Source organism: Micromonospora sp. NPDC050187 (genome assembly GCF_044459745.1).
GTDB lineage: Bacteria > Actinomycetota > Actinomycetes > Mycobacteriales > Micromonosporaceae > Micromonospora.
On sequence record NZ_JBITJH010000002.1, the window covers coordinates 206,095 to 231,670 of the forward strand.

Sequence of the window (25,576 nt, forward strand, 5' to 3'; positions counted from 1 at the left end):
CGCCGGACCCATGGGTCCGGCGGGGCGACCACCCGCGCGTGGGTGCGGTCAGCTCGCGGTGTCCGTACCGACGCGGTTGCGCCGCCGCAGCGCGAACGTCGCCAGCAGCAGCGCCGCGCCGACGCCGACCAGACCGCCGCCGACCTTGAGCGGGGTCTCCAGGCTGCTGCCGGTCACCGGCAACGGGTCGTCGTCGTCACCGTGGTGGGGGCGCAGGACGGTCAGCGTGGCGGTTCCGACGTAACCGCCGGTCAGGCCCCGGGCCGTGATGGTGATCGTCCCCGGGTGACGCGGACGGAAGGAGAACTGGAAGAAGCCGTCGTCGTCGGCGCGGATCCAGAAGACCTGCCGCGCTCCGTCGGGGGAACCGTTCCACGGGCCGTTGCCCGGCACGTGCTCGGGGCCCTTCGGCCCGCCGGGCTGCGGGTCGGCGCGGTGGTGCGACACCGGGGCGAGCGCCACGGTGCTGCCGTCGCCGCGCCGGGCGGTCTGTCCCGGCAGGCCGGCGGCGAGCGGACCGGTGGTGATGGTGATCTCCACCTGCTCCTCGTAGTAGAAGCCCCGGCCGGTGACCGTCGCGATCTCACCGACCTCCACGGTGCTCGGCGAGACGGTCAGGCCCTGCTGCGGCGGCTGGTACGGCGGCGGCTGCGGCGACTGCGGTGGCTGCTGCGGCGGTGGCTGCGGCTGGGACAGTGCCGCCCCCGCAGCGCCCGGCATGGCCGCAACGGCCAGGCCGACCGCGATGGTCGTGATGATGCGGGATAGCCGCATGATGGATCCTTCCTACTGGTCACAGGGTGACGCGGTTTGGATGTGGGTGGTCCACGGAGTGGCGGTGGGGGTGAGCCGCAACGCGGCCCCACCGGTGCCGCTCCGGTCGGTCAGCAGATCGACCTCGAGGGTCCGGGTCTCCCCGGGTCCGGCGTCGACGGTCGCGACGGCGACGTGACGGCGACGTTCGGTCCCGCTGCCCAGCGCCGTCCCGACGCCGTCCAGCCGGGCCCTTACCACCGCGCCGCCCGCCGGGCTGAACACGTGGACCAGGGTCCGGACGACGTACGGGTCGCCGGTCCGGCCGACGCCGAGCACGGAGGGCGTGAGCCCCGACCTCGGTGCCGAGGAGCGCAGCGACACTCTCAGCCGGAGTTCGCGTCGGCCGTCCGGTCGGCACGTGCCGACCGTCAACTCCGCGCCCGGTTCCAGGTAGTAGCCGAGCTTCGCGCCACTGCCGTCGTTGAGGAACACACCGACGGTCGGCTCGGCCTCCCGCTCCGGAAGCACCCCGGTCAGCCGGCTCTCGCCGAGCATCCGTTGCTCCTCCGGGCGGGCACTCCAGAACAATATCCGGCCTTCAGTGACACTTCGGTCGAATGCCGACAAAAGCGCTTTAGGCGGAACGGACCTGGCGAGGAGAACCTCGAACACCGCCGCCGCCGACCGGGCGAAGAACTCGTCCTGGCGACGCAGGTCGAGCGTGAGGTAGCTCTCCGACAGCAGCGACCGCACAACGTTGTCGCTGGTCAGACGGCCGAACTCGGCCACCTCGACCGGACCGGTGACCGCCAGCAGGTACGACAGGGCGACCGGGTCGGTGGCCAGGACACCGTCGACCGTCTCGCCGGTACGACGGCGGTACATCTCGTGGTAGAGCGCGGCGGCGGTCGGGAAGTGCGGGGTCAGGTTGACGTCCGCCGGCCAGATGCCCGGCAGGTCGGTGTAGAGGGCGCGCATCTCTGGGCTGACCCCCGGCAACGGCGGCAGGAAGTGGCCGAGCTGCCCCGCCGTGCCCTGCCGGACGAGTCGGACCCGCCCCCGCTCGGCCCGGACGACCGCGTACGCGCCGAACATGCCGCCGGTGGCGCGCAGCTCGGCGAGGTTCTGGGAGACCAGCAGGTAGTCCCGCCCCTCGGTGGCGCCCAGCAACGGGGGCAGCAGCGCGGCCCCCAGGCTCACCGCACCGGTGAGGCCGGCGAGGCGGTCTACCTCGCCGCGCAGTTCGGTCAGGGCCGCGTCGACCTGCCCGGTCAGGCCGCCGGTGGGCACCCCGTCGAGCCGGGTCCGGGCCGCGCGCACGACGTCGTCGGCGGCGGTCACCTCCCGCTCCGCCGCATGCAGGCCGGTCAGGTCGAGCCGGCCCTCCCTGGGCAGGAGGGTGTCAAGGTCGACACCGAGCAGTCGGGGGAACGCCAGTCGGGCCAGTTCGTCCACGGTGATCGCTACCTGGCGGACCGCCGCCAGGTCGTCGCCCGCGAGGGGCGCCCGCCGGCCGAGCGCCCAGCCGGGATCGGCGGTCGCCCGCCGGGCGGCGGCGGCCCGTTCCTGGAGTTCCACCAGGGTCCCCAAACCGCCGTCGACGTCTCCGCCGACCACCTGGGCGCTCAACTCGCGCGCCAGCTCGGCGGCGCCGAGCAGGTGATCCCGGGCCTGCCAGCCCCGGAACCCGACCCAGCCGACGGCGGCCAGCACCAGCGCGACCACCAGCGACCCGGCGACCGCCGCCCGGCGCAGCCCCGACCGGGACGGACCACGTCGCCACCACGGCGCTACGCGTGTGGTCACCCGACCTCCAGGGGAAAAGGATGAAAAGCGCTTTCTCATCTGATTTCTACCTGGTCGGGCAGACGTACGTGGCGTTTTGCGGAGATTAGGCGATATGGGCGGTTCGTGAGTCGGATTCGGGTTCAGCGCCGCCGGGCGTGCCCGGCGGCGACGTCGTAGAGCATCCGTTCGATCCGGTCCACGCCGGCCCGCAGCGACATGTCCCGCCGGTACGCCTCCAGACCCCGCTGCCCCATCCCGGTACGCGCCTCGGTGCCGATGGTGGCGGCCAGCCAGAACCGGTCCGCCAGCGCCGCCCAGTCCTCCGGCGGGCAGGACAGGCCCGCCCGGGCCCGCTCCACCATCGTCGCCGGATCACCGGCGGCGGCGGCGATGACCGGCGCGGCGCAGGAGAAGGCAGCCGGAAGCTCCGCAGGCACCACGCCCCGCAGTTCGGGCAGGTCCCGCAGCGCCACCAACTGGTAGTCGGCGGCGGCGTACAGGTCGGCCATGTCCGTCGGCGACCGCCGCTCGACGAAGCGGACGTTGCGGACGCCCCAGTCGGTCACCAGCCCCCGGAGGCGGGGCTCGTCCGCGCCGGAGCCCGCGAGGACCAGGTCCATCCGGTCCGGCACCGCGGCGGCCGCCCGGACGGCGGTCTCCAGCCGCTGCCGTTCGCCGATGGCGCCCGCGTGCATCACCACGCAGCGCCCGGCACCGCCGACCAGACGGCGGGCGGCGGTGCTCGGCCGGACCGGTCGGAAGAGCCGCTCGTCGGTCCAGGGCAGCACCAGCCGCACCCGGGACGGATCGGCACCGGCGGCGGTCACCATGTCCCGCATGGACGGAGCGCTCACCGCGACCGCGTCGGCGCCCCGAAGGAGTCGGCCCAGGACCGCGGCGGTCCCCTCACCTCCCGGTTCCCCGACCAGCTCCGCACGCGGCCGGACGTCCTGCACGTGCAGCAGGACCGGTATCCCGGGCAGCGCCCGCCGCAGGGCCGCGGCGGCGAGGGTCACCGCCGGCAGCTGGCAGACGTGCAACGCGTCGATCCCGGCCAGGAACCGCCGTCCGGCCAGCGCGGCGGCGGAGGCGAAGGTGAGCTGACCGGCCAGCCGCGCCCGGGGCGAGGTGTCGGCGGCGTACCGGGGCACCCGCCGCACGGTCAGTCGCTCGCTGCGGGTCTCGTACCACCAGCGCTGCCGCCACCCCGCGTGGATCCGGCCGCCCGGATGGTGCGGGAACCCGGTCAGCACCCGCACCTCGTGGCCCCGGGCAACCAGTTCCTCGGCCAGGCTGCCCGGCAGGAACGCCGGTTCGGGCGGGAAGTGGTACGTCAGGACACCGATCCGCACCGGGCCACCCCCGTCCCGCCCGTCGGCGCGGCACCCGGGCACGCCGGGCGCCCCACCGCATACGATGCCGTCAACCCCTCACCCGACCGCCGGCCGCCACCTGGCGCGACCGGTTCCAGGACGTGCCGTGAACGAGGGGCCCCCATGACCGAGCAGGTGCTGTTCGTCTGCCATGCCAACCTGTGCCGCTCACCGATGGCCGAGTACATCGCCCGGCGGGCGCTCCAGCGGTGGCCGGTGGCGGTGGCGAGCAGCGGTACCGACGCGGTCGCGGGCCGGCCGATCCACCCGTACGCGGCGGTCATCACCGCCGCCCGGGGGATCGACGCAAGCGGATTCCGTAGTCGACGCTTGCGGATCGACCATCTCACCGGGGCCGCGCTGGTGCTGACCGCCACCCGCCGGCAGCGCGCGGTCTGCGTCGGGCTGGCCCCGGCCACGCTGCACCGGACGTTCACGCTGCGCCAGTTCGCCCGGCTCGCAGCGGTGGCCGACCCGCCGCCGAGGACAGCGGATCGGCCGGTGCGGGCGGCGGTGGAGGCCGCCGCCCGGGCGCGGAGCCGGCTGCAACCGATGCCGGACGCGGACGACCTGGTGGACCCGATCGGCGGTACCGCGGCCGACTTCCAGCGGTGTGCCGAGGAGATCGAACGGTCGATGGCGCCGATCGGGGTGCTCATCGCGGCAGCCGGGTGAGTTCCTGGGTGGCCTGACCGGCGCCGGACCGGTTGCCCGCGCCGTGCCGGGCGGTGGCCCGGTCGGCCGGCACGTTCCGGCGGTCCGCGGCCACCCGGTACGCCTCGTACTGGTACGCGTCGGCCTTGGCCACCCGGGCCATGTTGAGCACGCAGCCGAGTGTGCGCACCGAGACCGAGTGCAGCGCCTTCGCCGCCCGGGCGACCTGGTTGCGGGACGTACGGCCCTGCTGGCTGACCATCAGCGCGCCGTCGGCCTGCACGGCCACCACCACCCCGTCGGTGACCGCCAGGAGCGGCGCGGTGTCGATGATGACGATGTCCGCCGACTCGCGCAGCGTCAGCAGCAGGTCCGCCATCGCCTTGGAACCGAGCAGTTCGCTGGGGTTGGGCGGATTCGAGCCGCTGGGGAGCACCAGCATCGACCGGTCCCCCCACGGCTGTACCACGTCACCGACCTCGACGTCGCCGAGCAGCACGTCGGTCAGGCCGACACCGCGCTCCAGGCCGAGGTACTCGGCCACCCGGGGACGGCGCAGGTCCGCGTCCACCAGCAGCACCCGCCAGCCCGCCTCGGCGAGCGTGATGGCCAGGTTGCAGGAGAGCGTGGTCTTCCCCTCCCCCTGCAGCGCACTGGTGACGGCGATGATCCGGGCCGGTTCGTGTACGTCGACGAAGCGCAGGTTGGTGCGGAGCTTGCGGACCGCCTCGGCGCGGGCCGAGGTCGCCGCGTCGCCGACGATCAGCGGCGCGGTCCGCGCGACCGGGTCGAAGGGGATCTCGCCGAGCAGCGGACTGCCGGTGGCGCGCTGGAGGGTGTCCCCGTCACGCAGTCGCGTGTCGACCAGGCCCCGCAGCACCGCCAGCCCGATCCCGGCGAGCAGGCCGAGCAGTCCGCCCAGCAGCAGGTTGCGGTCCATGCGCGGGGAGACCGGGTCGGTGCCGACGCGGGGACCGCTGACCACCTCCATCTTGATCGAGGAGCGCCCCTCCGGCGGCGTCTCGACCGTCTTCACCAGGTCGGCGAACTTCACCGATACCGCCTCGGCGACCCGCAGCGCCCGGTGCCGGTCGGTGTCGGTGATCGTCGCCTCGATCAGCACCGTGCCGGTCTGGAGGTTGGCGTTCAGCCGGCTCTGCACCCCCTCCGGGGTCAGCCTGAACGCGGGATCGGCGGCGACGGCACGCGCGAGCCGGTCGCTGCGCAGCAGGTCGGCGTAGGACTTCACCCGCTGCTGGAGCCAGAGGTTGCCCTGGTAGGCGTCGGTGACGCCCTGGGAGGGCGTGGTGACGAAGAAGGTCACCGACGCCACGTAGCGAGGCTCGGCCCGGACGGTGAGCCAGCCGGCGACCCCGAGGGTGACCAGGACCGTGACCAGCACGATCCACCACTGTCGGCGAACGAACTGGAGGTAGGTACGGAGATCCATCAGGCGCGCCCCCGCACCCCGACCAGCACGTGGATGAACTGCACGAAAATCCCCCAAACTGGATATAAGCCGTGACAGGATGAAGACCGCTCACCGGCCGTAGGAACCATCTCGCCGAATGTAGTCGATGAATCGCCGCAATAGGTCCCATTCCCCTCAATGGGACACCGACCATTACTCACCTACTGTTGAGGGCATAAGATGGACCACGCTTCCCCCACCGGACCGGAACGTCCCGCGCCGCACCGGGACTGGGTGACCCGACGCACCGCGACCCTCTCCCTGATCACGTTCGACGTCCTGGCCTGGGTAGCCGGCTTCCTGGCCGCCGCGTGGACCCGGTTCGAGTTCGACCTCACCGCCGGGCACGCGGCGCTGGTGCTGGCCAGCGCGCTGGTCTGCGCCACGGTCCACGCCGGGATCAGCCAGCTCTGGCTCACCGTCGGCGGCCGGCACCCGGTCGGCAGCGCCGACGAGGCGCGCTGCCTGGCGGCGACCGTCACGCTGGCCACCGCCGCGATGCTCGCCGCCCTGCTGCCGATGGCCGTGCGCCCCGTGCCGGCGACCACACCCCTGCTCGGGGGCGCGGTCGCGCTGCTGCTCATGGTCGCGGCCCGGGCCGGATACCGGCACCACCGCGACCGGCGGGACCGGCCCGTCCGGTCGGCCAGCCGGACCCTCGTCTACGGGGTCGACGCGGCGAGCGAACGACTGATCCGCGCACTGCTCAGCGACCCGCGCAGCCGGTACCTGCCGGTCGGGTTGCTCGAGGACGACCCCGACCGGTGGCCGCTGCGGCTGCACGGTCTGCGGGTGCTCGGCGGTCGGGCCGACATCCGAGAGGTCGTCCGCCGTACCCGGGCCACCACCGTGATCTTCTCCATGGCCGGCACCGACGCCGACCTGCTGCGCGACGTCCGCAGCCGGACGCTGGAGACCGGGGCCGCGTTCAAGGTGCTGCCCCCGGTACGCGAGCTGCTGGAACGGCCGGTGGCGGTCACCGACGTGCGGGATCTGCAACTGACCGACCTGCTCGGCCGGGCGCACCGGGCCGCCGACCTGACCGTCGGGGGCGGCGGATTGGCCGGGCGGCGCGTGCTGGTCACCGGGGCCGGCGGTTCCATCGGCTCCGAACTCTGCCGGCAGATCGCCCGGTACGAGCCGGGTGAGCTGATGATGCTCGACCGGGACGAGTCCGCACTGCACGCGCTCCAGATGTCCCTGTACGGGCGGGCCCTGCTCGACGGCCCGGAGCTGATCCTGGCCGACATCCGCGACGCCGAGGGCATCGCCCGGATCATGGCCGACCGCCGGCCGGACGTGGTGTTCCACGCCGCCGCCCTGAAGCACCTGACCCTGCTGCAACGGCACCCCGGCGAGGCGATCAAGACCAACGTCTTCGGCACCCTCAACGTGCTGGAGGCGTGCCGGGACGTGGCACTGTTCGTCAACATCTCCACCGACAAGGCGGCCCGCCCGGTCAGCGTGCTCGGCTACTCCAAGCGGGTGACCGAACGGCTCACCGCGCACCACGCCCAGCACCTGGGAGCGGCGTTCCTGAGCGTCCGGTTCGGCAACGTGCTCAGCAGCCGGGGCTCCGTGCTCAACGCGTTCCGCGCCCAGATCGACGCCGGCCGGCCGATCACGGTTACCCACCCGGACGTGACCCGGTACTTCATGACCGTGCAGGAGGCGGTGCACCTGGTCCTGCAGGCCGCCAGCATCGGCCGGGGCGGCGAGGCGCTCGTGCTGGACATGGGGGAACCGGTCCGGATCGCCGACGTCGCACGCCGGCTCGCCGCCGAGGCCCCGCAGCCGACCGAGATCGTCTTCACCGGGTTGCGGCCCGGCGAGAAGTTGCACGAGGACCTCTTCGGGCCGGGCGAGGCGGACAGCCGCCCGCTGCACCCGCTGGTCTCACACGTACCGGTACCGGCGCTCGCGCCGGAGGAGCTGCACGCCCTCGACCCGTACGCGGACCCGGACGAACTGGTGAAGCGGCTCGACGCGCTCTGCGCCCCGGACCGGCTCGGACGTGGCGCTCCCACCGCGCGGGTGAGTCCGCGCCCCCACGCACTGCCCGGGTGAACCGCCCGCCGGTGCGGGCCGGGACCGGGTGAGCTGCGTCCCATCGTCAGCGCTCGCCGGTCCCGGCCCTGATCGGTAAGGTCGGAGCCGGTGTGCCGGGAAGTCTGGTCGGCGATGTGCCCTGCCGACCCCAGACACCGAGACGAGTCACGCCGATGAGCCACCGCAACCCCCCGCGCCCGGACGACGAGCGCCGCCTCTTCACCCGTAGTTCCTCCTGGCCGGAGGCCCGTTTCCTCGGTGACGTCCTGCGTACCGAAACGGTGGGCGGCGGTCTGCTGCTGTTCGGTGCGGTGCTCGCCCTCATCTGGGCGAACTCCCCCTGGTCGAACGCCTACGCCGCGCTCGGCGCATGGGTGCCCTGGTCCGGCGGGAAGGCGCTGCACCTCGACCTGGACCTGGCCACCTGGGCGGCCGACGGCCTGCTGGCCGTCTTCTTCTTCGTGGTCGGCCTGGAACTCAAACGGGAGTTCGTCGCCGGAGAACTCCGCGAACCCCGGCGCGCGGCGCTGCCGGTGGTGGCCGCCGTCGGCGGCATGGTGGTGCCGGCGCTGTTCTATATCGGGGTCATGCTGGTCAGCGGCACCGACGGGCTACGCGGCTGGGCCATCCCGGTCGCCACCGACATCGCGTTCGCCCTGGCCGTCCTGGCGGTCATCGGCTCACACCTGCCCCAGGGGCTCCGGGCGTTCCTGCTCACCCTGGCCGTGGTCGACGACCTGCTCGCGATCGTCATCATCGCGATCTTCTACACCTCCGGTTTCAGCCCGCTGCCGCTGGTCGCGGCGCTGCTGCCGATCGCCGCGTTTGCCCTGCTGGTCCAGCGACGGAAGACCTGGTGGTGGGCGCTCCTCCCGCTCGCGGTGGCCAGCTGGACGCTGGTGCACGCCTCCGGGGTGCACGCCACGATCGCCGGGGTGCTGCTCGGCTTCGCCGTCCCGGTGCTCGGTGGGGGCTCGGGCCCCGGCCTGGCCGAGCACCTGGAACACCGCTGGCGGCCGGTCTCGGCGGGCTTCGCGGTGCCGGTGTTCGCGTTCTTCGCCGCCGGGGTCTCGCTGCGCGGCACCGACCTGGGCGGCCTGCTCACCGATCCGATCGTGATCGGCATCACGGTCGGGCTGGTGTTCGGCAAGGCGATCGGGGTGTTCGGTTCGACCTGGCTGATGGCCCGGTTCACCCGCGCCGAACTCGACAGCGAGCTGAGCTGGGCCGACCTGCTCGGCGTCGCGTGCCTGGCCGGCATCGGCTTCACCGTGTCACTGCTCATCGGCGAGTTGGCCTTCGGCGCGGGCACCGACGCCGAGGACAAGGTCAAGACCGGCGTGCTGACCGGTTCCCTGATCGCGGCCGTGGTGGCGTCGGTGTTGCTGGTCCGGCGCAACAAGGTCTACCGACGCATCGACGAACGGGACCGGCGCGACGACGACCACGACGGTGTCCCGGACGTCTACCAGCAGCGGCCGGCCTCCCCGGGCTGACCGCCGCCACGCGCCCGACCGTCGTCGGCACCCGGTCGGTCCGTGCGGGGTGCGGGGTGGGGTGGGGTGGTAGCAGGGACCCTTGTTACCGCTTTTTGTCGTGCAGGGGCCCCCTGCTACCACCCCGACCGGCGAGGAGCCCGGCTCCGGTCAGCACCGGTGGGCCGGGGTCGGGGCGCGACGGTCCTCCGGTGCCGCGCCGGCGCTCGACTCGGAGGCGGCCAGCGCCGCCCAGAGCAGGCGGCGCAGCGCCACGATCGCCGCCACCGCGGCGAGAGCACCCCACCCGGGTGCCCCGCTCAGACGCAGCAGCCCGGCAGCGGTCAGCAGATCCAGCAGGATCCGCAGGGCGGCACGCCACGAGCCGGACGTCAGCAGCACCACCACGGCACAGACCGACGCACCCGCGCCGAGCACGGTGACCGCGACGCGGATCACCGGTCGGTCCGGCCGGCGATGCCGACCTGCTGCTGTTCCTGGGCGATCTCCCGACGCAGGAAATAGTTCAACGCGGTCCGGATGGCGGCGATCGCGGCGAGCTGACCGATCTGGGGGAACGTCGGGGAGACCGCCGTACGCAGGATGTCGGCCGCGAGCTGGAACTCCAGTCCCAGGGTGAGGAAACGCCCCAGGGAGAGCCGGATCGGGGTGAACACGGCGGCGCTGCGGTGCCGCAGCCCCTCTACCACGAACCGCACCGCCGCCCAACACGCGCCGACGAAGATCACCACCGCCCCGGCGACCTCCACCAGGGCGACCAGGACCTGGTCACCCACACGCAGGATCTCCTCCGGGCTCACCGGCCACCGTTACCCGCCGCCGCCCCCGGTAGTCGCCGCCCGAAGTTCGTGCAGGCGACACCGACGCCTTCGCGGTGGTATCAAGGACCGACGTCAGCGGAGGAGGGGCCGTGCAGAGCTTCGCCGGTACGTTCGCCCGCAACCTCGTCGTCGCCGCGGTCTGCACCGTGGCGGGGCCGATCCTGCTCGTCCTGGGCGCCCTCGGTGTCGCCGATCCCGGAGAGTCCGACCGCCGGATCCCGCTCGTCTTCCTCCTCGCCGGGCTGGTCGGCACGCTGGCGATACCGTTCCTCGCGCTCTCCGGCGCACGGGCCGACTACCGGGTCGTCACCCACCGCGACCGGCTCGACGACGGCTCGGGCCGGCCGGACGACAGCTTCGCCCTGTGGACACCGCGCGCCGACGTCCCCGCCCCGCAGGGCCGGTTCGCCGCAGCCGACGTCCTGGAGGCGACGTTCGTCAGGTACGGCGGCGACTGGGAGGCGACCTACCAGAGCTACGGCGGCGACCTGGACCCCGACGAGGTCAAGCCCCTCATCCGGTTACGGCTGCGGATCCACCCCGACGGCGGCACACCGTTCGAATGGACCGGCGAACGGCGCGTGCCGTCGCTGTGTCTCTCCGCCGTCACCGCCGGGCGTCTCGTCGCCGTCGTCCACCCGGCCGGTCCCGCCGAGGTCGGCATCGACTGGCCGCGCAGCGCCCTACTGTCCGGCACCCGGCCCTGCCGGCTGGTCGGTCTCGACGGCCGACGCGTCGACCTGACCGGACGCCCCGACCTCCTGCTGGAACAGATGCGGATCGCCGGCACGGTCGGCGGAATCCGGATGGACGTCGACACGATCGACCTCCGTCACCTCGCTCCCCCGGTGGCGACACGACTCCAGGGCCTGGTCGAGCGGGTCGACGAACCCGCCGGGCGGCGTACGGCCGGACCGGTGCCGGACGGACGGGCCAGGTGGGTGGTCGACGACCTACCCGGCGAGGCGGGGGCGTTCGGCGACGTCGACCGCCGGTGGGCGCGCCACGGCGGCCAGCTCACCCGCGCCCGGTTCCTGGAACTGCGGGGCACGACGACCTACCAGTACCACGGCCCGGTGCTGGAAACCGTCCTGCGGATCTGGCCCGTCGAGGGCGGAGCGCCGTTCGACGCGCGGAAGAAGCTGACGGTGCCGATGAACTACCTCGCGCTGCTGCACCGTACGAAGGACCTCGTCGCGCTGGTAAGTCCCGACCGCCGGGCGTACGAGATCGACTGGAATCGCAGCAACCTCACCGCCGGAGCCACCCCGGCTCTCGTGATCGCTCCGGACGGCCGGCAGTTCGACCTCACCGGCCGGTTCGACCCGCTGTTGGCGGTCATGCGGCTGCTCGTGGCGAACCACGTCAGCGTCCCGGGCAACGTCCTGGACCTCCGCGCCCGCCACCCCTCCACCATGGTGGCGCAGGTCATGGACACGCTCCGGACGAGCCTCGATCGGGATGCGACCGGCCCAGGTCCTCGATGAGCCGTAGCCCCGGCCGTCGCACGGACGGGGAGCGTTATCGTCGCCGCATGCCCGAACTGGTCGAGCCCACCGTCCGGCTGCGCGCCGCCTGGCTCGACGCGCACCGCGAGTGGGGCCCCGGCCTCCACGAGGACGATTTCGGGCTGCGACCGTCCGACGAGGTCGACTCCCCCGCCGGGTTCGCGGCCCGGGTCGCCCGATTGGTCGACCAGTCGGATCCGACGAGGCCGCCGGACGCCGGCCGGCCGCGCTGCACGTACCGGTGGGTCGTCGAGGGCGACCGGGTGCTCGGCGGAATCGCGCTGCGGCACGAACCCGACGACTCCCACCCGGCGGTACTGGATCAACACCTGACCCACCAGTCGGTGCCACGCCGGTGAGCGGCCCGCTGATCGGAGGTCGCCCTCAGGCCGCCCCCAGCTGCGCCGGTCGGGCGCCGGGCCCGTCCACCCTGGACCGGCGGTGGCTGCGCGAGCGCGCGGCGAACACGAGCAGCCACACGATGAGGACGACCTCACCGACGAACGTGACTGCGGCGACCTCGATCGTGTACGCGGCCGAGACCAGTGCTCCGATCGAGTCGGCGAGGTAGCCCGCACCGGCGATCGCTACGAGCACCGCCACCCAGGCCGGCACGGCCGGAGACCGCCACGCCAGCCAACCGATCAACAGCAGGTGGACGCCGAACACGATCAGACCCAGGCTCCAGATCTCCTCGAATTCGGTGATCTGCGCGTACACGCTGGGGCTGATCTGGTCGGTCGCCGCACCGTCACGCAGGAGGCCAGCAGCGGCGATCAGGTGCGTGATCGCGACGGCGAAGACGACCGCGTACACGGTGCGGAACCAGGCCGAGAGCAGCGAGACGGTGCGGTGCGTGTCGGCAAAGAACGCCCGCAGCGCCCAGGCGACCAGCACGTCGAGGCAGGCCACCGCGAACAGAGCGACGACGGCCAGGGTAAATGCCCGTTCATTCGCCAGCAGCTGGGTGGTGGTCTCGGCGGCATCGGTGGAGACCAGCCGCTCCACGACGCCGAAGTTGGCCAGCCCCGCGAGAACCGCCATCAGCAGCAGACCGAGTCCGGCGGCCAGCGCCGCACGGCTTACCCGGGAGTCGCCGGCCGCGCTCGACGCCCCGTCGAGCGCGGCGCTCGGCTGCACAGCGGTGGACGGCGCGAAGCCGCGAACGAGCAACAGCAGACCGAAGACGATCTCGAAAAGGCCTCCCGGGATCGCCAGCACGATCCCGACCCCGGCCCCCATCAGCTCAGCGGCCGAGCCCGTCGCCAGCAGCACGTAACCGGCGAATCCCCAGATCGCCAGCCAACCCGGCAGCCAGCCTCGCCGGTTGAGCGCCAGGAAGAGCGGCAGGCTGCCCAGACCCAGCGACAGCATGGCCGTCTGGTAGGCGATGTCGGCCGCGCCGGCCCCGACCGAGTCCCGCAGGACGATCCCGGCGGTGAGCAGGAATGCCTCCGCACTACGCGCGACAAGGTATGTCCAGGCCGCCACCGGATGCGGTCGGCGCAGCGCCCGGAAGACCAGTACGCCGATGGCCGCGACCATGACGGAGTTGAGCACCACGAGCGCCGTCCCGGCGAACTGCCCGGCGAGAGAGCTGCCGATGCCGTAACAGACGAACGCCAACAGGAAGAAGGCGCCCGTGCATCTGCCGGTCACGCGAAGGGACATTGCTGCCTCCAGGCTTCGTACTAAGTAAGGGGTACTAAGTACGATAGTCTTGGGCCGCAAGGCCGGTCAACGCAAGGTCAGGAAGACGGGAACCGGGGAGTTGGGCGAACCAGGACGGCAGCTGAGCCGCGAGCGGGTGCTGCGGGCCGCGGTCGGCATCGCCGACACGCACGGCCTGGGGGCGTTGACCATGCGGTCACTGGCCGCCGAGCTGAACGCCAAGCCGATGTCGCTGTACCACTACATCCGGAACAAGGACGAGCTCCTCGACGCCCTCGTCGACGGGGTTTTCGCGGAGATCGAACTGCCGGAGGCGGGCGGCGACTGGCGTGCCGAGGTGCGCCGACGCTCTCTGTCAGCCCGGACGGTCCTCGCGCGGCATCCCTGGGCACTGGCCCTGGTGGAAAGCCGCACCAGCCCCGGGCCGGCCACCCTGCGCCATCACGATGCCATGCTGGGCGTACTGCGGGCCGGGGGCTTCTCGCTCCAGATGACGGCCCGCGCGTACGCAATCGTCGACGCGTACGTCTACGGTTTCGTGCTGCAGGAGGCGTCGCTGCCGTTCGACAACGCGGACTCCGCCAACGCGGTCACGGATTCGATCATGGAAGGTTTCGCGGCGGGCGCCTACCCGCATCTGGTCGAGCTCGCCACGCAGCACGTCCAGCAGCCCGGCTACCACTTCGGCGGGCAGTTCGAATTCGGCCTCGACCTGATCCTCGACGCCCTGGCGGCGCACGGCAACACCACGCGTCCGTCGTGAGCCGTCGGGCTCGGCGGTGAGGCCGCCCAGCCGACCGGGAGATAGCCGTTAATCGAGGCGCTGCGTCCAGCTCGGGCGCATGAAGCCACCCCTTCGCGGTCAAGCCCCAGCTTCAGCGGCAGATCGTTCCGTTGGCACGGCGGGCCAGAGAGCGGCCGAACTGGACCTGCTCACCTCTCCACCCGCCAACGGCGGGTACTGGGCGCGGCTGCACGTCAGCCACTGCCAGTACATCGTGTCCACCGTGCCGGGCGCGTCCGGCGTGGACATCGGAGACGCCATGGTGCACCGTGCTGGCCGACCCGGGAGGCCGGAACCGGGACAGAAACCGGCCAAGGCCGCCGAGTGGACGATGCTGTCACTGGTACCGCGTCCGTCGAGCCGTCCGGCCATCCTGGCGCCGCTGGCACCTGACCCGGCAGGCCACCACGGCGAGCGCGCTGGCCGAGAAAGCCCGCCGATTCCAGGCCGAGCGCGACGCCGAGCGGTGGGGAGGCGCTCCCCGTCGGATCGTGTCCGCAGGCTGTTCAGCCAGGCGCGGTCTCTGGCCCGGATCGACCGCCTGCTGCTCGACCGCATCGACGCGCTACCCGCCGCCCGCCAACGCCAGGCAGCCTGCTGGGGCGCCCGCCGCGCGATGCCCATGGCCGGGCTGGAACAGGTCGGGTGGATCCGCCGACGCGCTCGCCGCCGCCGAGGCCAACCGCCCACTGCCCCCATCCTTCACCGAGCACAACGGCCGGACCGCGTTCCACCGGCTCCTAACCCATCCCGAGGTACCGCACACCACCGTCCCACTCCGTCTGGACCCGACGACGTTCGGCACACACAGCGTCACCGAGATGCTTCAGCAGGCCGCCGCGTTCCCGCCCTGTCTGCCCTGGTGAACGACGATCCGCCGGTCGCGGCGATCGACGCCGTTCGTCGGCCCACGGTGCCGGCCGCGTCGCCGACCTTCGGACTAGGGCACCTGCAGTTCGAGGCCCTGACCACCGTCGCCCGGCCGTCGGCCAACCCGAACGACTTCGCCCTGGTCGCGCTCTTGGGCCTGCTCGGCTTGCGGATCTTCGGAGCCTGCGGGTCGAATATCGCCGACCTGGGCGAGGAACACGGCCACCGGGTCCTACGGATGCGCGGCAAGGGCGGCAAGGTCGTCCTCGTCCCGCTGCCACCCGCAGTGGCTCGGGCCACCGACCGGGCTATCGATGAACGCACCAACGGGCCGATCCTGCGCAACACCCACGGTCGGCGGATGGACCGGCACGCCGCCACCAGCTGGCTCAAGCACCTCGCCGTTGCCGCAGGGATCCGGATGCCGAGGATGCACCCCCACATGCTGCGCCACACCTTCGTGACCACCATGCTCGACGCTGGCGTCAGCCTCCGCGACGTGCAGATCGCCGCCCGCCACGCCGACCCGAGAACCACCATGCGCTACGACCGAGCCCGCAAGAACCTCGATCGCCACCCCAACTGCCTCGCCGCGTACATGGCCTCGGGGACATAGCCAGCGTTCACGGCTCTGCCGATGTGCGGACACGAGTCGCAGGCGACCTGTGTCATCGTCCTTCCATGGGGATCGGCTTGCGCGTGGCGGACAACCGGGATGTGTCGTTCCTCGTTCAGGCGGATCTTCACGTCGACCGGCAGGAACTCCACAGGGTCATCGAGGCCGGTCGAGTCACCGTTGCTGTGGAAGACACGTCCATCCAGGGATGGCTCAGGTGGGGCCTCTTCTGGGACGAGATTCCCTTCATGAACATGTTGTTCGTTCTCGAGCAGCACCGCGGCAAAGGCCTCGGCACGCGGCTGATCCAGCACTGGGAGAAACAGCAGCGAGCAGCGGGCCATGGCTCGGTGATGACATCAACCCTGGCGAGCGAAGAAGCCCAGCATCTATACCGCCGACTGGGTTACGTCGATCGCGGATGCCTCCTGCTACCGGGCGAACCGCTGGAGATCCTACTCGCCAAATCTCTCGGAGAGTGACGCACTCATTTGCCGCGAGCAAGGCGCGGGTGTTGTGCCGGCGTTGACGCTGAGGCGGCCCAGCGTCTTCAGCACTGGCACGATGATCTACTCTGCGCGCTGCTGTCACACACGCTGGTCGTCGGCTACGCGTCTCGCACCCATCGCCATGGTGCGGATGTTGGCCAGCGGAGACGAAGCACTGACGAAGGTCCCGTGGCACCTGATCTGTGTCCCTGATCGGTGCTGAGCCAAGGTGGGCACGGCGACTACAGCCCTTGCGGCCGGTCCGCGGATGCTGTCCGGCCTACAAGAAGCGCTCAGGGTCAAAGCTTTCGAGGTCAATAATGCGAACCCGAGGAAGGACGTTGGTGAAGCAGCCCGCATCCTCCTCGATGTCGAATACCTGTAGGCCCGGCAGGTCGGCGAAGCCGGCGTTAAAGAACTCCTTGAACCCGACGATCGCGACCTGATGATCACCTCGTAGGAGCTCGTCGACCTGCGGCAGGAAGTCACCGTCGTGGCTGGCCAGCATCACATTGCCCGAGCGCCGGGCGATAGCCTCCAACGTCCGCTGGATGCCGATGTCCACCACCTTCTGATCCGATGATCCAGCGAGCGGAATGGGCCGGTATTCCATGCTCAGGAGGGCCCGGACGAAGGGCATCGGCAGACCGCCGCCCGAGGCGTTGAGGAAGAACAGTGCCTTCACCGGCTGCTGCCACGTGTCCCGCGCGAAGTCCCGCAGACGCTCCCACCGGGGTCGCTCCGCAGGGGCCGGCCGGCGCTCCAGAACACTGTTGCCGAGAGTGGCATCGATGTTCTCCCCGTCCACGATGAGGTACGTGACGGGTTCAGTTGTACCGGGCATAGGCATGCCTCTCGAATTGAGCAGCGAGCGCGGACCGGTCGAGCCCGAGCGTTTGACGTGCCGGAGGAAGCCGTGCTCATGGTTAAGGGTATTGCCGGCCAGCCCTGCCGGCAAAGAGCATCCGACTCTCATTTGCCGCTGATGGTGCTCACCCGATACCACGCATGATCGAGTGGTAGCGGCGCTACCACCACCGCTCATCGATGTTGCCGGCGTACAGGTAGGCGGTGCGGTAGGCCGGCCGCGCGAACAGCTCCGACTCGCCCGAGTACACGGCAGCGAGCAGGCCCGGCCGGTACCACCAGCCGTTCGTGATGCCACCGACCTCTGCGACCGGTTGCATGGCGGCCAGGTCCAGCTGGTCGACGGCCGAACCGGTCAGCCTGGTGACCGTGTCCGCGACGTCCATCGCCGCATACGCCAGAGCCAAGGCTTCAACCCAGCCGTCGATGCTGCGATGCAAAGGGACCCACCGCCCATCGTCACCACCGGCGATACCGAACGTGCCGTCCGGACCGATCAGGAACGCATACGGCACAGCGGCGCGTTGCGGCCCAGCCTCGAAGAACCACCCCTGAGGAGCGAACGTGTCTTCCCACTCCGGCGTATCCACGCTGAGCATCCGCGGACCCGCGGCATCCTCGGGCATGCCCGACGCGGACGGAAGGACAAGGCCACCCCACCGGGCCCCATACGCCTCGGCGCGGTCGATGACCTCGTCAGGAATCTGCGCCTTCTGCCACGCGCCTCGAAACTGACTCACCGGCGGTACGTCGAGCCAAACTCCGTGAACGCTGACGAACGAGCGGGCTCGTCTGCTCAAATCGGCCGGCGGCCGCCGTAACCCAAACACATGCGCATGGTATCCAGCTACTGAATGCGCGCTCATGCCGCGAGTCGAGCAGTCTGGCCGACTGATCGGATAACCGATGAGCGACCAACGTGCTGCCGAGGCGATCCAGGTGTCAGCCTGACGTCACGCCCCCGCAATCGGGTATCCAATCGCGGTGATGTCCTCGTGCAGCCCGGCAACGGTTACTTGCGGGTTCAGAGCCTGCACAACGACATCAGTGAGCGGGCGGTGTGCGACGACGTGCTCGATCACCGTCGGGTCCACCTCGATCTCGTAGTAGTCCTCGGCGAACCTGACGTACCGGTCGACGATGTCGTCGAGCAGGATCCCGAGCCGGCCAGAGCCGTCCGGGTCGGTGTCGTACGGTCCGCGGGGCGGGGGAAACGTGATGCCTTCGCCGGCATGCCAGCGGTCGTCATCGAAGAGTCGCCACAGTACAGCGGTGGCGAGGAACTGTCCCTCCTCGTCGCCGAACGCCGGTTCCTCGATCTGCGGACGGAACACCGCCGGGAGGTCGTCGAGCAGTCCGGGCCACAGCCCGTGGTCCGGACCACGGTACGGCGTCATCGCCGACTCGTGGTCAAACGCGCGAATGAACGCGCCGGCGGCGGTGAACACGACCGCCCACTCGTCACCGCTGCCGTTGCTCATCAGTGCCGCCTCGTCGTCACCCCAGGCGCGGGTGTAGGCGTAGTAGGGCTCCCCACCGCCGACGATGCACTCCAGCACGGCGAGTGCCTTACAGCGGTCCCGCAGCACGGCGACGGACGGCAGCTTGGCGGCGATGTCGTACACGGTCACCCGGTGAACCTACGCCGAAACAGCACAGCCACCGTCACCCATCTTCAGAGCATCCACGAGGCCTCGGTGGCAATGCACGCTCATGCCGCTGGTCGGGCGTCGCGGCGTCCTGGTCAGAGGCGGCACTGCGGGGTGGCCCGACGCAGCGGCACGAGATGCCGCGACTTGGGCGCAGGCTTCCGCCGCACCGCATCCGGATCTGGTCAGGCGTGTTGTATGGACTGAGCGGCCGCTATCACCGTGCTCAACTGCTCGCTGTTGAGTCGTCGGGATCGCCAGGCCAGCGCGGCCATCTCCGTGCTGGCTGGATGTACCCGCGCGTCCTTGACGACCGGCCCGATCCCGGTCAGCGCGACCATCTCGCTGGGCGGATAGCCAAGTAGGTGCGCGAACGCCGTCACGTACTGCGGGGTGATGACGACCCTGCCTGGGCCCAGCCCGAAGATGGTGGAGTCGGAGACGTACGGGCCGTCGCCGATTGCCTTGAGGATCCGCGCATTGTGTGGGCGGATGTTGCGATTGCGTAGTAGTCGTCGCTCGGCGCAGGCCCGATCGGCGGCTGGGCCGGCAGCGACTTGACCAGCGCCTCGATCTGACGACGTTGGTCCGCGTTCATCCGGGCAAGGTGCTGAACGATCGAGCCTACGTCCCACGGCGATGTCGGCCAAGCCGAAGCCAGGTCGTCCGGCACGGGCAGCCCGGCGATGACGAAAAGGTCGGCAGCGTGAATGCCGAGCGCCGGCGCCAGGTTCCGGACGAGGTCGGGGTCTGGTACCGCACCGTCTTGGATCACCGCAGCGAGCTCCCCGCCCGGCACTCCGGCGTCTCGGGCAAGGACGGCTTGCATCTGCCCGATCGACGCGGTGAAATTCGGCCGACGCTGCGACAGTAGACGCCACAACCGCACGCCGAAAGGCGACTCTCTCACGGCGTACGACTCTACGGGCTACCTGCATCTGCCAACTGGCCCATTCAGGCATCCGGATCTGCCTCGAGGTGCGCGTTGGACGCTCGCCGATGTCCGCTAATCCTCGAAGTCGAACGCGAAAGTGCCCGCCTCGATGCGGTCGATGAGCTCGCCGACATCGTCGGCTTGCTGGATGGCGTTGTCCCATCCGCTGCTGGTGATGTCGACCAGCAGCACCGGTGCGGGGTCTCTGCGCAGGTCGAGCACGAGCTGTTCACGGGATCCGTCTCCGCCGATGATCGCGATGCCGGGGTGGGCGTCGGTGCTCTCGTCCCATGCGTCGTGCAGCTCAAGCATCTCGCGTGGCGTGTTGAGCCAAACGTATGCTCCACCTGGCATCCACCCTCGCCGGAACCACGACGCGCCTTGCAGGTAGGCCCGCCACGCGGCCGGTAGCGCTCTGCCCAGCGCGTGGTGGGCGTCCGTGAAATCCTGGTCGCCCACGGGACCGCGGTAGTCGGCTTCCTCGATGATCGCGCCGACGATGTGGGCGTTGAGGTCGGCAAGCTCCTCTGCGGGGATCCAGTACTCCAGCACGTCGCGGCCACCGACCTGATGAACTTCGTAACGGTCCAGGTACGCACGCTGGACCTCGAACCGGGTCACGTAGCCGATGCCACCGGCAGGAACATTCCACTCGCGGGCGATCTTTGTGGCGTACCAGCGGTTGAGTACCGGGTAGAAGATCGGCTGGTCCGGCAGGCGTGGTGGCCATGCCCGCCATCCGGACGCCGCGACAAGGTCGAGTTCGGCCTGCCCGGTAGGCCGCCACAGGGTGATCGTGTCGGAGGCGTCGATGGGTCTGCTCCCTGCAACGATGGTTATCGCGTGATGGTGGCGAGCCACGACTACAACGATCTGATGCCGTCGGCCCGGACGTTACCGCAGCCAGTTCGTCAGGTCGATGACACATCGAATCCAGGTGCACGGATCTGCCGCGAGGCGCGCGCTAAGCAGTACCCGCGAGGCTGCCGCAGGTGCCGTTGCGTGGGGCATCCGGTCCATCCGATCCCGGCCGCGCTCCGCCCGGGACCTACGATGGTCTGGATGATCATTCCCGAACGGCGACCGGACGAAGCCCGGATCAACGAGGCCCTGCGGCTGCTCTCCGGCGTCCCGGTTGAACTCGGTGTCGCTGCCAGGCGGCTTGGCCGTGGTAGCGGTGTCTACGCCTGGTGGGCTGCTCCCTCGGTCTTTCCCGACCTCCCCGGGCTGCCGAATGAGAACGTCCCGTCGTTACGGCTGCTGTACCTCGGACGGGCGACCAGCCTGCGGGGGCGGATCCTGCGCAACCATCTGAGGCGTTCGGGCAGCTCGACTCTGCGCCGTACCCTGGCCGGGCTTCTGGTGGCCGAGGGCTACCGAACGACCTGGACCGACCGTGTCGTCCTGGTCCCCGAGGACGAGGTGCGGCTGACCACGTGGATGCACACGCACCTGCGCCTGACCTGGGCGGAGGACGCGGAACCGGCGACCATCGAGGCCGTACTCGTCCGGCGTATGCACCCGCCTCTCAACGTGCAGGGCGTCGACCCCGAGCATCTCCAGGCGGCCGTGGTCGCTGCCAAAAACTCATACAACGCCAGCAGCCGCCCGGCCGAGCCGCCACGAGCGCCCTAACTGGTTGCCCGCATGCGAACGGGTTCGGTTGCGCGCTCATGCCGCCGATCGGGCGTGGCGGTAAGGCCTGCGCGATCACGCGACGTGGTGCGCATGCCGCGCAGACACCTTCCCGCTCACCTGGCCGACTTACGTGTAGTGGTCCGGGGTGTCGAGGATCAGCAGGAACCGGGCTTTGACGTTGCTGTCGGCGAGCGTGAGCGTTTCGTCCAGGGCCGCTTGTGTGGCCATCGTCGGTGGCGGTGTGGACGTGTGGCGGTGTTCCCAGCCGGAAACCGTCGCGGGCGCCACCTCGAGGTGCCGGGCGAGGTCGTGGACCGTCATCCGGAGGGCCTCGCGTAGCGCGCGGGTCTCCTGTCCGGTCCACCGGCCGACGACCACCGTCCCGCACCGGCAGTCACCCGTCGCGGCTTGACTGGCCCGGGTGGCGGTCCGGCCGGCGCGCCGCTGGCGTTCCTCGTCCCGCGCCTGTGCCTGCTGGGTGTGGAAGTCTCGCGCCAGCGCGGCAATTTGGTCGAACGCGGCCGGCGCGCTCACGACGCACGGACTTGAAGCAACGCGCCGCCGACCGCTGATAGCCCGACTCAGACGAGCCGGCTCGTATAGCCCCGCCGTCACCAGGCAGCCAACCATCACCGCCACGCCGAGGCCGTGCCACCGAAACCCCTCATCGGACCAGCCGAGGCCCCGCCCGGACGTCCACCGTCACGCCACCCGTCCACCGGCAGCCGTAGCAGTCCAACCGCTCCCGAGCACCCACGGAGCACCGGGCCACCGGCGGGGAAACGAAAAGGCTCCGACCCAGGGTGAAACCCCAGGTCAGAGCCTTATTGCTGGTGCGCCGCCAGGGACTCGAACCCCGAACCCGCGGATTAAGAGCCCGCTGGGTCGCCTTGAGTTCTCCCGACAACGCGGAGGGTTCTACAAGACCGGGACGTTCACCGGGTCAGGTTCGAGACGATGAAGCAGACGAGGTGGGTCGTGGCACGGGCGGTGCTGCCGCTGCTCTGAACAGCTCGCGTCGCCGGCCGCCCGACGGTCGCGGGCGGTAGGGGCGCCGCCGCCCGGTGACGGCGGCGCCTCCCCGTACCGGTTCAGCAGGCGCCGAGGTCGCGCCACTGGGCGGTGAGCCCCGGCTCGGAGCCGAGCGTCCACCAGTTCGCCTGCCAGAGTCGGCCGTTGTGCCGCACCCGCTGCCCGCCGAGGTACACCGTGTTGCGATCCCAGGCCGGGACGCCGGCACAGTTCGCCGGCGGGGTCGTCGGGGGCGGTGTCGTCGGCGGCGCGGTGGTCGGGGGCGGGGTCGTCGGCGCGGTGGTCGGCGGCGGGGTCGGGCAGGTGCCGCCCGAACCGACCGTGTCGGTGTGCGTTCTGCCGGCCGACCGCTGCCCGGCCACCCGCGTCGCCACCTCGGCCGGCGTCAGCACCTGCCGGTCGGCGTAGTACAGCCAGTCGACCTGCTGGTGGTAGGTGCTCGTCCCGCCGGTGTGGGTGACCAGGTCGATAAACCAGAGGTTGAAGTTGATCGACATCGGCGTTTCCGGGTAGTACTTGTCACCGTGGTCGGCCACCTGCTGACCGTCCACGTAGTACTTGACCCGACCCGCCGAGACGGTGAAGACCAGGTCGTGCCAGCCGTTGAAGCTCCTGCGTTGCGCGGTGTGGATGTTGTCGGCCACCCAGGGCTCGTTCTGGTACGTCTCCCAGGTGGTCTGGTAGAAGATCGGCCCCTGTTCGCCCCACCCCCCGTTGGGCAGGTACTCGAAGTCGATCTCGCCGTAGTTCGGGTCCATCGGACGGTCGAGCGGGGTGATCGTGAAGAACGTCTCGACGAGGCGGTCGCCGTCGTTGCCGGAGACCGGCGCGTCGGTGAAGCGCACCCGGGCGGCGTAGGTGCCCTCGAAGAAGGCCCGGCGCTGGAACAGCTCGGCGTGGCTGGTACCGGCGGCGGTTCCGTTGGTGGAGGCGGCGAGCTGGAGCACCTTCTGGCCGTCGGAGGTCGGGAACGAGATGTTGGACGCCGGCCACGAGGCGCCCGGCACGCCGGGGCCACCGGCGTTGGTGCGTACCGTCCAGCTACGGGCCGGCAGCGCGGGATCGGCCGACGACGTGTACGCGAAGTCGTCGAACAGCACGCCGCAGGTCTCGGCCGCGGCGGTGGCGCTGCCACCCGGGCCGGCTGCGGCGAACGCGGCGACGGCGGTGAGCGCCGCCGCCGAGATGGCGGCGAAGCCCACGCGGGGTCTCCGTGACATGGGGGTCTCCTCACGGTGGGAGGGAAAGGGATACGCGCGGCCGGGCGACGACGACCGCCCGCGCGGTGGAACCCATCAGAAGGGCCTACCTGATCGCCCCCGCAGTGAGGCCCGTGCGGATCTGCCGTTGGAAGAGCACGTACGCGGCGAGCACCGGCAGCATCGCGATGGTGAGGCCGGCGAACAGGCCGCTCCAGTCGCTGCGGTAGCCCTGGCTGACCGACAGCGCGGCCAACCCCTGGGCGAGCACGTACCGGTCGGGGTCGGGATTGAGCACCAGCGGAAGCAGGTACTGGTTCCACAGCCCCAGAAAGTTGAAGATGGCGATGCTGATCAGGCCGGGTCGGGCCAGCGGCAGCATCACCCGGACGAGAACGCCCCAGTGCGAGCAGCCGTCGAGGAACGCCGCCTCGGCGAGCGCGGTCGGCAGCGACCGGAAGAACGCGTGCAGGAAGAAGACGGTGAACGGTAACGCGTACGCGGTGTAGACCAGGATCAGACCGGGGTACGTGCCGAGCAGGCCGAGCTGCTCGACCACGAAGAAGAGCGGCACCAGGGCCAGGAACACCGGGAAAAGCAGTCCGGAGACGAAGGTGTAGTAGACGATCCGGTTGCCCCGGAACGGGTAGCGGGCCAGGGCGTACGCGACGGTCGAGCCCAGCACCATGGTCAGGAGGAGCGCCGCGCCGACCACGATCGCGCTGTTGCCGACGTACCGGCCGATGGATGCCTGCTCCCAGGCACGCGACCAGTTGTCGAAGCGCGGCTGCTCCGGCAGCGTCCACGGGCTGGTGAGGATCTCGCGGTCGGTCTTGAGTGAGCTGACCACCGCCCAGAGCAGGGGTACCGTGACGATCGCCGCCCAGGTCACCAGGAAGACGTGCGCGCCCCAGGTGCCGCTGCGGTGACGACGCCGGGCGGGCGGGGCGGGTCGCGCCCCGACGGGTCGTTCGACGACGGTCGTCATGTATACTCCACCCGCTCCCGGCGTCCGGCCCGCAGCGCCACCACGGCGACGGCGAGCGTGAGGAAGAACAGCGCGACACCCATGGCCGCGGCGTAACCGAACCGCCCGTACGTGAAGGCGTTGCGGTACAGCCCGAGGCCCATCACCTCGGTCGCCCCGTCCGGCCCGCCCGGGCCGACGGTCATGATCTGCACCACCGCGAAGCCGTCCAGGGCGAGCACGCCGAGGTAGACGAACGCGACCTGGACGTTGTCCCACAGCAGCGGCACGACGACCCGCCACAGGACGGCGAGGCGCCCGGCGCCGTCCAGTACCGCCGCCTCCAGCACCTCGCGCGGGATCGACTCCATCGCGGCGCCGAAGAGGATCATGTAGAAGCCGACCGACGACCAGATCAGCACCGCCATCACCGCCCACAGCGCGACGGCCGGGTCGCCGAGCCAGCTCCGGGCCAGCGCGTCGAGCCCGACCCCGCGCAGGAACCCGTTGAGCAGCCCGTCGGTCGGGTTGTAGACGAACTGCCAGAGCACGGCGACGATCGGCAGCGCGAGCACCTGCGGCAGGAAGTACGCCACCCGGTACAGCTCGCCGCCCCGGACGGCGGACGGTCCGGCGGCTCCGCCGCGCCCGCCGAACGAGACCAGCGCGGCCAGCAGGAGCCCGAGGAGGATAGTGACCGCCGGCACGACGAGGAGCATCAGCGCGTTGTTGCGCAACGCCGCACGGAACAGCGGGTCGTCGACCAGCCGGCGGAAGTTGTCCAGCCCGACGAAACGCGCCTCGCCGGACACCCCGGTCCAGTCGGTGAGGGCCAGGTGGAACGCCTGCGCGTACGGCGAGAGCACGAAGACCGCGTACAGGGCGAGGGCGGGCAGGATGGCGCCGGCGAGGAACCGGCTCCGGCCGGACCGGACGGTGGTCATC

24 protein-coding genes, 1 tRNA gene and 1 pseudogene are annotated in these 25,576 nt (G+C 70.9%); 9 read left to right on the top strand and 17 right to left on the bottom strand.

The window, feature by feature from the left end; genetic code table 11:
- Positions 1-48: 48 nt before the first annotated feature.
- The 3 genes from ACIBJE_RS04110 to ACIBJE_RS04120 all read right to left on the bottom strand — a co-directional run bounded on the left by ACIBJE_RS04110 (position 49) and on the right by ACIBJE_RS04120 (position 3,896).
- A complete protein-coding gene (locus tag ACIBJE_RS04110; RefSeq protein WP_396742554.1) occupies positions 49-774 on the bottom strand; it encodes a hypothetical protein in 726 nt (241 codons plus the stop codon).
- A 12-nt stretch (positions 775-786) separates the two neighbouring features.
- A complete protein-coding gene (locus tag ACIBJE_RS04115; RefSeq protein ID WP_396742556.1) occupies positions 787-2,562 on the bottom strand; it encodes a DUF4012 domain-containing protein in 1,776 nt (591 codons plus the stop codon).
- A 122-nt stretch (positions 2,563-2,684) separates the two neighbouring features.
- Positions 2,685-3,896 (bottom strand): glycosyltransferase family 4 protein, encoded by a 1,212-nt coding sequence (locus tag ACIBJE_RS04120; RefSeq protein WP_396742558.1) that lies wholly within the window; start codon positions 3,894-3,896, stop codon positions 2,685-2,687.
- Between the two features lie 144 nt (positions 3,897-4,040).
- Between ACIBJE_RS04120 and ACIBJE_RS04125 the strand changes: the two genes are divergently transcribed.
- Positions 4,041-4,592 (top strand): low molecular weight phosphatase family protein, encoded by a 552-nt coding sequence (locus ACIBJE_RS04125; RefSeq protein WP_396742560.1) that lies wholly within the window; start codon positions 4,041-4,043, stop codon positions 4,590-4,592.
- Here ACIBJE_RS04125 and ACIBJE_RS04130 read toward each other — a convergent pair.
- The gene (locus ACIBJE_RS04130; protein WP_396742562.1) at positions 4,573-6,021 is read right to left on the bottom strand and encodes a polysaccharide biosynthesis tyrosine autokinase; all 1,449 of its coding nucleotides are present in this window, start codon (positions 6,019-6,021) and stop codon (positions 4,573-4,575) included. The genes ACIBJE_RS04125 and ACIBJE_RS04130 overlap by 20 nt on opposite strands.
- 201 nt (positions 6,022-6,222) lie before the next feature.
- Between ACIBJE_RS04130 and ACIBJE_RS04135 the strand changes: the two genes are divergently transcribed.
- The gene (locus ACIBJE_RS04135; protein ID WP_396742564.1) at positions 6,223-8,109 is read left to right on the top strand and encodes a polysaccharide biosynthesis protein; all 1,887 of its coding nucleotides are present in this window, start codon (positions 6,223-6,225) and stop codon (positions 8,107-8,109) included.
- Positions 8,110-8,264: 155 nt separating this feature from the next.
- A complete protein-coding gene (nhaA, locus tag ACIBJE_RS04140; RefSeq protein WP_396742566.1) occupies positions 8,265-9,587 on the top strand; it encodes a Na+/H+ antiporter NhaA in 1,323 nt (440 codons plus the stop codon).
- 150 nt (positions 9,588-9,737) lie between these two features.
- Here the strand turns inward: nhaA and ACIBJE_RS04145 are convergent, their stop codons facing one another.
- A complete protein-coding gene (locus tag ACIBJE_RS04145; protein WP_396742568.1) occupies positions 9,738-10,025 on the bottom strand; it encodes a hypothetical protein in 288 nt (95 codons plus the stop codon).
- Positions 10,022-10,387, bottom strand: coding sequence for a DUF1622 domain-containing protein (locus ACIBJE_RS04150; protein WP_396742570.1), 366 nt, complete (start codon positions 10,385-10,387; stop codon positions 10,022-10,024). The genes ACIBJE_RS04145 and ACIBJE_RS04150 overlap by 4 nt, the downstream gene beginning before the upstream one ends.
- Before the next feature lie 110 nt (positions 10,388-10,497).
- Between ACIBJE_RS04150 and ACIBJE_RS04155 the strand changes: the two genes are divergently transcribed.
- Both ACIBJE_RS04155 and ACIBJE_RS04160 read left to right on the top strand, forming a co-directional pair.
- On the top strand, positions 10,498-11,895 hold the full coding sequence (locus ACIBJE_RS04155; protein ID WP_396742572.1) for a hypothetical protein: 1,398 nt from the start codon (positions 10,498-10,500) through the stop codon (positions 11,893-11,895).
- Positions 11,896-11,942: 47 nt separating this feature from the next.
- Positions 11,943-12,275: a GNAT family N-acetyltransferase gene (locus ACIBJE_RS04160; RefSeq protein WP_396742574.1), complete on the top strand. Its 333-nt coding sequence runs from the start codon at positions 11,943-11,945 to the stop codon at positions 12,273-12,275.
- A 25-nt stretch (positions 12,276-12,300) separates the two neighbouring features.
- Here the strand turns inward: ACIBJE_RS04160 and ACIBJE_RS04165 are convergent, their stop codons facing one another.
- Entirely contained in the window at positions 12,301-13,575 is a 1,275-nt protein-coding gene (locus ACIBJE_RS04165) for a DUF4386 family protein (RefSeq protein ID WP_396742576.1), read from the bottom strand.
- Between the two features lie 61 nt (positions 13,576-13,636).
- Between ACIBJE_RS04165 and ACIBJE_RS04170 the strand changes: the two genes are divergently transcribed.
- The 3 genes from ACIBJE_RS04170 (at position 13,637) to ACIBJE_RS04180 (ending at position 16,339) form a co-directional block, all read left to right on the top strand.
- On the top strand, positions 13,637-14,350 hold the full coding sequence (locus ACIBJE_RS04170) for a TetR/AcrR family transcriptional regulator (RefSeq protein WP_396742578.1): 714 nt from the start codon (positions 13,637-13,639) through the stop codon (positions 14,348-14,350).
- An 883-nt stretch (positions 14,351-15,233) separates the two neighbouring features.
- On the top strand, positions 15,234-15,857 hold the full coding sequence (locus ACIBJE_RS04175; protein WP_396742579.1) for a tyrosine-type recombinase/integrase: 624 nt from the start codon (positions 15,234-15,236) through the stop codon (positions 15,855-15,857).
- A 65-nt stretch (positions 15,858-15,922) separates the two neighbouring features.
- Positions 15,923-16,339, top strand: a complete 417-nt coding sequence (locus tag ACIBJE_RS04180; RefSeq protein WP_396742581.1) for a GNAT family N-acetyltransferase — start codon at positions 15,923-15,925, stop codon at positions 16,337-16,339.
- Positions 16,340-16,625: 286 nt separating this feature from the next.
- Here the strand turns inward: ACIBJE_RS04180 and ACIBJE_RS04185 are convergent, their stop codons facing one another.
- The 5 genes and pseudogenes from ACIBJE_RS04185 to ACIBJE_RS04205 all read right to left on the bottom strand — a co-directional run.
- On the bottom strand, positions 16,626-17,303 hold the full coding sequence (locus ACIBJE_RS04185) for an NYN domain-containing protein (protein WP_396742583.1): 678 nt from the start codon (positions 17,301-17,303) through the stop codon (positions 16,626-16,628).
- Positions 17,304-17,373: 70 nt separating this feature from the next.
- A complete protein-coding gene (locus ACIBJE_RS04190) occupies positions 17,374-17,952 on the bottom strand; it encodes a hypothetical protein (RefSeq protein WP_396742585.1) in 579 nt (192 codons plus the stop codon).
- Positions 17,953-18,165: 213 nt separating this feature from the next.
- Complete coding sequence (locus ACIBJE_RS04195; RefSeq protein ID WP_396742587.1) at positions 18,166-18,843, bottom strand: hypothetical protein; 678 nt, start codon at positions 18,841-18,843, stop codon at positions 18,166-18,168.
- A 203-nt stretch (positions 18,844-19,046) separates the two neighbouring features.
- On the bottom strand, positions 19,047-19,511 hold the full coding sequence (locus tag ACIBJE_RS04200) for a hypothetical protein (RefSeq protein WP_396742589.1): 465 nt from the start codon (positions 19,509-19,511) through the stop codon (positions 19,047-19,049).
- 749 nt (positions 19,512-20,260) lie between these two features.
- Positions 20,261-20,608, bottom strand: a pseudogene (locus tag ACIBJE_RS04205) (ADP-ribosylation/crystallin J1); the annotation flags it as partial.
- Between the two features lie 249 nt (positions 20,609-20,857).
- Between ACIBJE_RS04205 and ACIBJE_RS04210 the strand changes: the two are divergent.
- The gene (locus ACIBJE_RS04210) at positions 20,858-21,430 is read left to right on the top strand and encodes a GIY-YIG nuclease family protein (protein WP_396742591.1); all 573 of its coding nucleotides are present in this window, start codon (positions 20,858-20,860) and stop codon (positions 21,428-21,430) included.
- Positions 21,431-21,559: 129 nt separating this feature from the next.
- Here ACIBJE_RS04210 and ACIBJE_RS04215 read toward each other — a convergent pair whose 3' ends face one another.
- The 5 genes from ACIBJE_RS04215 to ACIBJE_RS04235 form a co-directional block, all read right to left on the bottom strand.
- Positions 21,560-21,967 (bottom strand): helix-turn-helix domain-containing protein, encoded by a 408-nt coding sequence (locus ACIBJE_RS04215; RefSeq protein ID WP_396742593.1) that lies wholly within the window; start codon positions 21,965-21,967, stop codon positions 21,560-21,562.
- Positions 21,968-22,264: 297 nt separating this feature from the next.
- Positions 22,265-22,343, bottom strand: a tRNA-Lys gene (locus tag ACIBJE_RS04220).
- 181 nt (positions 22,344-22,524) lie between these two features.
- A complete protein-coding gene (locus ACIBJE_RS04225) occupies positions 22,525-23,685 on the bottom strand; it encodes a carbohydrate-binding protein (RefSeq protein WP_396742595.1) in 1,161 nt (386 codons plus the stop codon).
- Between the two features lie 85 nt (positions 23,686-23,770).
- Positions 23,771-24,652, bottom strand: a complete 882-nt coding sequence (locus tag ACIBJE_RS04230; protein ID WP_396742597.1) for a carbohydrate ABC transporter permease — start codon at positions 24,650-24,652, stop codon at positions 23,771-23,773.
- On the bottom strand, positions 24,649-25,575 hold the full coding sequence (locus tag ACIBJE_RS04235; protein ID WP_396742599.1) for a carbohydrate ABC transporter permease: 927 nt from the start codon (positions 25,573-25,575) through the stop codon (positions 24,649-24,651). Before ACIBJE_RS04235 ends, ACIBJE_RS04230 begins: the two co-directional genes overlap by 4 nt.
- Position 25,576 lies beyond the last annotated feature (1 nt).